General features: G+C 34.8%; 5 protein-coding genes and 1 pseudogene. 4 read left to right on the top strand and 2 right to left on the bottom strand.

What is annotated here, in order from left to right:
• The first annotated feature begins 172 nt into the window (after positions 1–172).
• Entirely contained in the window at positions 173–670 is a 498-nt protein-coding gene (locus V7161_RS27800) for an AAA family ATPase (protein ID WP_335716036.1), read from the top strand.
• A 583-nt stretch (positions 671–1,253) separates the two neighbouring features.
• Here V7161_RS27800 and V7161_RS27795 read toward each other — a convergent pair.
• Positions 1,254–1,928, bottom strand: coding sequence for a DUF2642 domain-containing protein (locus V7161_RS27795; RefSeq protein WP_335716035.1), 675 nt, complete (start codon positions 1,926–1,928; stop codon positions 1,254–1,256).
• A 27-nt stretch (positions 1,929–1,955) separates the two neighbouring features.
• The gene (locus V7161_RS27790) at positions 1,956–3,323 is read right to left on the bottom strand and encodes an arsenic transporter (protein ID WP_335716034.1); all 1,368 of its coding nucleotides are present in this window, start codon (positions 3,321–3,323) and stop codon (positions 1,956–1,958) included.
• A 515-nt stretch (positions 3,324–3,838) separates the two neighbouring features.
• Between V7161_RS27790 and V7161_RS27785 the strand changes: the two genes are divergently transcribed.
• From V7161_RS27785 to V7161_RS27775, 3 genes and pseudogenes are all read left to right on the top strand, one after another.
• Positions 3,839–4,183: a hypothetical protein gene (locus V7161_RS27785; protein WP_335716033.1), complete on the top strand. Its 345-nt coding sequence runs from the start codon at positions 3,839–3,841 to the stop codon at positions 4,181–4,183.
• A gap of 185 nt (positions 4,184–4,368) precedes the next feature.
• The gene (locus tag V7161_RS27780; RefSeq protein ID WP_335716032.1) at positions 4,369–4,839 is read left to right on the top strand and encodes a hypothetical protein; all 471 of its coding nucleotides are present in this window, start codon (positions 4,369–4,371) and stop codon (positions 4,837–4,839) included.
• A 219-nt stretch (positions 4,840–5,058) separates the two neighbouring features.
• Positions 5,059–5,258 (top strand): annotated as a pseudogene (locus tag V7161_RS27775) (hypothetical protein); the annotation flags it as partial.

Here is a 5,258-nt window from a genome sequence, read left to right as displayed (position 1 = left end):
TTCTTGTTGAACTAACGGGGCAGGTTTGTTAAAGAAGGAATATAAACAAAATTGGTAGAATAAGTAAATTGGATATAAATCTTAACGTCTAAATATTAATAAGAGGGGAATATCTATGGGAACTAATGAAGTAAAAAATTCAAACTAAAATAAGCTCTAGGGGGTAAAAAATATGAAACAATTGGGGACGCTATACTTTTTCAGTGGAAAAATGGGAGCTGGAAAATCAACTAAATCAAAAAAATTGGCGATAGATAAACATGCGGTACTGTTGTCTGAGGATGAATGGCTTTCATCTCTTTATCCCAATCAGATTGCATCATTTGAGGACTATCTAAAATTCTCAGCACAGCTCAAGCCGTTGGTGAAAAAGCATGTCCAAAACATATTAAGTGTCGGTACAGATGTAGTGATGGATTTTCCAGCTAACACTCAAAAACTGCGAAAGTGGTTTTTGGATATGGCGTCAGAGGTCAATGCAAGCCATCAACTAATTTTCCTTAATCTAAATAACGAGCAATGCTTACGTCAAATTGGACAAAGGCGTAACGAACAACCCGAAAGAGCAGCTTTTGACACGGAAGCGGTGTTTACTCATGTTACTAAATTTTTTGAAGCACCAGAGGCATCCGAGGGTTTAAATATTTTAGAGTTTAGCGGAAAAGAATAACAAGGAGTTCAATGATTCGTGTGTATAGAGTACCTTTTGTTCTGGGAGGTGCTCTATATGATATAAAATGAAATGTGAGTAAGAAAAGTTTCTATGTATATATGTTAAAATCGATGCAACTTTGTGAAGTATTACACTTAAGTTAACGAGTGCTTGAGTTGAAGATGGGGTTGCGGCAAGCAGCTCTTTTTTTCGTTGATCAACTAACGAAGCAGTTTAGTTGAAGAACAAATTAACAAATATGTTAGTAAGAGGAATATTCGAAAGTTAATTTATTTTGTGTGCCAATTTAGATTGATTTTACTAATGTTTAGTGAAGATAATACAACAAAATTTTTTTTACCTTGAACAAAATATAAATCAAAAACATATCTTAACATTAGGTGGTACACCATAAAAAAGACCGTGGCTCGAAAGACACGGTCTAAAAAACAACTCTAGAAGTGAATGAGTAATCCATCCTCGTCGGCAAACACAGGGTGGATTATTCTTTTTGTTTATTTTGATTAAACATGTGGACAACACTCTCTCTTTCTTTTACTTAATGATTTGTGAATTAATTTTTCAAGTTTTTGCATCGTTGTTACGGCAAATTTATCGTTTTGATATGCTCCACATTCCGATATATCCGTTCCCCTTCGGCTGTTATTAGATTGATTTTGTTATTTCGAATCCCTTGGAGTACGCCTATTTTTTCAGTATGGTCTCCACAATCAATAATCACTAGTTGATTTTCCAACCTTTTCAACTGTTCATCAAAAGATCTGGCTAAAGAAGTGGATTTAGGCACAAGGGTTAGATTTTCCTTGTCTAAGGAATACGGTGTTGTATTAGGGGGATACGGAATTAGCCATTTAACATGATTCATCGAAATAAACATTGTTTTGTATACAGGGGAGTGAAAGACAAAATAGTCGTTCATAATGCTAGTTAAATAGCCATGAATGGATTTATTCCCTGTCACATAAACCTGGGTAAACAAACCTTTAGCAACAGTTAATGCTTTTCTAAAGGATATAACATCCGTTTCAATCGGTTTTTCTGGAGGAGGGTCAGTAGAGAAATCTTCTTCGTCTAAACTAGTTTCTTTCAATCTTTGAACATGATTAAATGGAATGTAGAGGAAGGAATGGTTTTTGCCATCGTACATGACGATGATGTCTAGTCCACTATCTAACAGAATTCCCTTATGAAAATTTCCTCCTGAAAGTTCAACTTCAATTTTTTTTCCTATTAAATCAACAAAATCTATAAGCATTTTAATTCTCCTTTTTCTCAAATAGTCTTATCGTTGAAGAACGCCACCAAAAAGCCAAGAAACCCAATAATATAGAATAACTAAGGTAAATAATGTAGCTGGCGGGATAACAACCATTGTAATTTTAATATACTGCCACCAACTGATCATTACTTTCCCTTTCCTTACGATATGCATCCACATCAGCGTAGCAAGCGTTCCCATTGGAAGTAGTAACGATCCCATGTCGCTGCCGATTACGTTAGCTAAATAGGCAATTTTCAATTCAAGTAAACTTAGATTCATATGCGTTAACGTGAGTGTTCCGACCATGAGTGCTGGGTGATTATTAAAAATATTGGAGAGAACAGATAGAAGTACACCCATCATGACACTCGCATGCAGCAGGCTTCCAGAAACGATTGGTTGCATGAAATTGATCAACCAGTCCGTTAAACCAATGTTATTGAGACCGTAAATGATCGTATACATACAAAAGGCGAAAACGATAATATACCACGGCGTTTTTTTCAGCATATCGGCAGGGGATATTTTTAAATATGCCCATCTCCATCCTAAAAGGACAAGCGAGCCGATAACAGCCATAAGAGAGACTGGAATATTCACAAACGAAGCTACAAAGAGACTGACACGGACAGCAAATACGAATAGTAGAACGTTTCGCATAAATCTTGAACGAGCTTTTTCCGAAGCATGTTGAATTCCTATACGCTGTTTAAGTGGGTGGTAAGAAGAGCTTGTCAGACCTGAAACATTAGTAGGAACGGTTTTCGGCAAGATTTTTCTAAATCGTAGGAACAGGAGAACAACAAGCAAAAGTAAACCAAGAGTTGCAGGAACAAACATCATCGCCGTATGCAAATACAAACTCATATGCACGATTTTTAGAGCGATTAAATTTACAATGTTACTTACACCAATTGGAGCACTCGAAGCAGTCGCAATTAAGGCTCCAGACAGCAAATACGGAATTTTTTGATGGTTTTTTAAGCCCATGTTGTTTAATAACATGACTAGGATTGGAGTTGTGATTAAGATACTTCCATCGTTATTGAAGAAAAGTGTCATGAGAAAACATAACAAATTGACGTACCAGAATAAACGAATTCCTGACCCCTTTGCCATGGCAGCCAGTTTTTCTGCCACCCAATTAAAGAAACCAAAACTTTCTAAAACAATCGCCATGACAATCGTTGCCATAATCGTAATGGCGGCACCACTAATGGTGCTTGAAATTATACCCAGGTCTGTTAAGGAAACACTTCCACTCAGTACGACAATTACCGCACCTATTGCAGCAGGTATAGCTTCATTGATCCCTCTAGGTCTCCAAAGAATAAATCCGAGGGTAACCAAAAAAGTGATGATGGTTATCCAAACGGTTAAATGACCCATATTTTTACTCCTTTCATCTAGCTAGTAATTCAGGATGTTTCCCTGAGACGACGTTACCTCCATGTTTTGCTGACTCCGCTAATGTCCCTCCCTTCCATTTATCCCTCTGTGCTTTTGTTGTACTGTATTTATATGTATCCAATATAAGACAGGCTTTAGGTTTGTACCCGTTTTTCAATAAATCAACTAGAGTCTAAAAAATTTTACTTGTAATTACATGTATCGTGACAGAATCAAGTTGCAAAAATAAAAAGCGAAGCATAGTCAGCTTCGCTCATTACGATTTAATCTTATATTTAACGAACTACTTGTGTTTTTAAGGAGCATGGAATTTTTCTAGTTTGTTTAACCAAGTAGATTGTGAAGAATTGTACTTAAAGTAACGGGTGCAAGAGTTAAAGATGGAGATCGCTGCGGTGATCTTTTTGCTTGTTCAGCTAACGGAGCAGGATAGTTTAACAAGTATTTACAAAAACTACGAATTATCAAGTTGCTTATTCCAAGGGGGAGAAATATTGAAAAAGATTTGGATTGCTTTTATAACAATTAATCTTTTTATGATTATTTCGGGCTGTTCCAATGATTATAAATACCCTCCAGGGAAAGATACTGTGGAAATTTATGGTGATGGAACTTATCAAATATTATCAGTAGGAACCTCAAATACGCTATACAATGTTAAGACGCAAGAAGATATTGAGAAAGTTGTTTACAAATACAAAGAAAAAAAGCCATCGGTCTATGTTATCGGAGAAAGTGGATATACGGTACTCAATTATCAAACAGGCAAAATTAAAAAGTATATAAAAATGAACGAAATTCCTACAAAACAAAGAAAAGTTTTTACGGAAATCGAATAAGATTGATTTCTTCAACTACCGGGTGCGATTCCTCAATAACGAGGGATCGCTTTTTCCATATTGAAGTAACGAAGCAGTTTAGTTGATTTGAAGTAACGGGGAAGGATAGTTCCACAGGAAAAAATAATAAATAGATTTAGTTAGAGAAATATTATAAAAAACATATCAGAGGGAAGTTGATTTAAATGGTTAATAAAAAGACATTCGCTTTAGCAATGTTAATCGTTCCTTGGCTAACTGTTCCTTTTATGGGGAAAAAATCATTTTTTAGGTTTTTACCTGTAGCAAGTTTTGTTAATTTATTCATAAGTGTGTTAAGTGTAATTGCTAATAAGAAAAAATGGTGGGTAACTAAAAATCCATTATCTCCAGGTTTTGTGGATTTTACATATATATTAGGTCCTTTTTTTGTTACCACACTATGGGTATTTAAACTAACCTACGGCAATTTTATGAAATATTTAATTACAAATATGGTGATAGATGTCATTTGTGCTTATCCTTTTGCACAAATATGGGAAAAGGTAGGAGTTTTTAAATTTAAAAAGTTGAATCACACTATATGGTATTTTATATGTGTATCATTAGCAATTATAATTTATGGGTTTCAGTATATGGTAGAAAAATCAATGAATAAAAATCTAGACGGGGTTTAAAGAAATACTTTAGAGTAAAATAACAATGTTTAGTTTGTGAAAATATATACTTAAATTAACAGGTGCAAGAGTTAAAGAATGGGATGGCTGCGGCGATCTCTTTTTTATTGCACTAACGGGGCAGTTAATTGAAGAAGGTAGGGTTTACTTAGAGGCATTAGGTTTTTAAATGGAGGTGATATATAATCAACAAAAGGACCAAATAAAGGGGAAATACTTGTGTGGAGACTCGTATATCTAGCTTTTGGTATATTTAACATAGTAGCAATTTTGATACCAAAAAAGCTAAGTAAAATAGAAATTTACGCTACTTCCTTTTTTGCCTTCACCTATGGTGTTACTGTAGATATGATATTAGATCTACATTATAATTTGTATGGATATTTTGAAGAAGGATTTCAATGGCTAGGACTTTTAGC

Origin of the sequence: Neobacillus drentensis, from assembly GCF_036965425.1 — a bacterium.
Classification (GTDB): Bacteria; Bacillota; Bacilli; order Bacillales; family Cytobacillaceae; genus Neobacillus; species Neobacillus drentensis_F.
This window is presented reverse-complemented; position numbering and strand designations above follow the sequence as displayed.

Bases quoted from the DNA above. Each gene is read 5' to 3' on its own strand.
- V7161_RS27800 (WP_335716036.1), top strand. From the start codon at position 173: ATGAAACAATTGGGGACGCTATACTTTTTCAGTGGAAAAATGGGAGCT.
- V7161_RS27795 (WP_335716035.1), bottom strand. From the start codon at position 1,928: ATGCTTATAGATTTTGTTGATTTAATAGGAAAAAAAATTGAAGTTGAA.
- V7161_RS27790 (WP_335716034.1), bottom strand. From the start codon at position 3,323: ATGGGTCATTTAACCGTTTGGATAACCATCATCACTTTTTTGGTTACC.
- V7161_RS27780 (WP_335716032.1), top strand. From the start codon at position 4,369: ATGGTTAATAAAAAGACATTCGCTTTAGCAATGTTAATCGTTCCTTGG.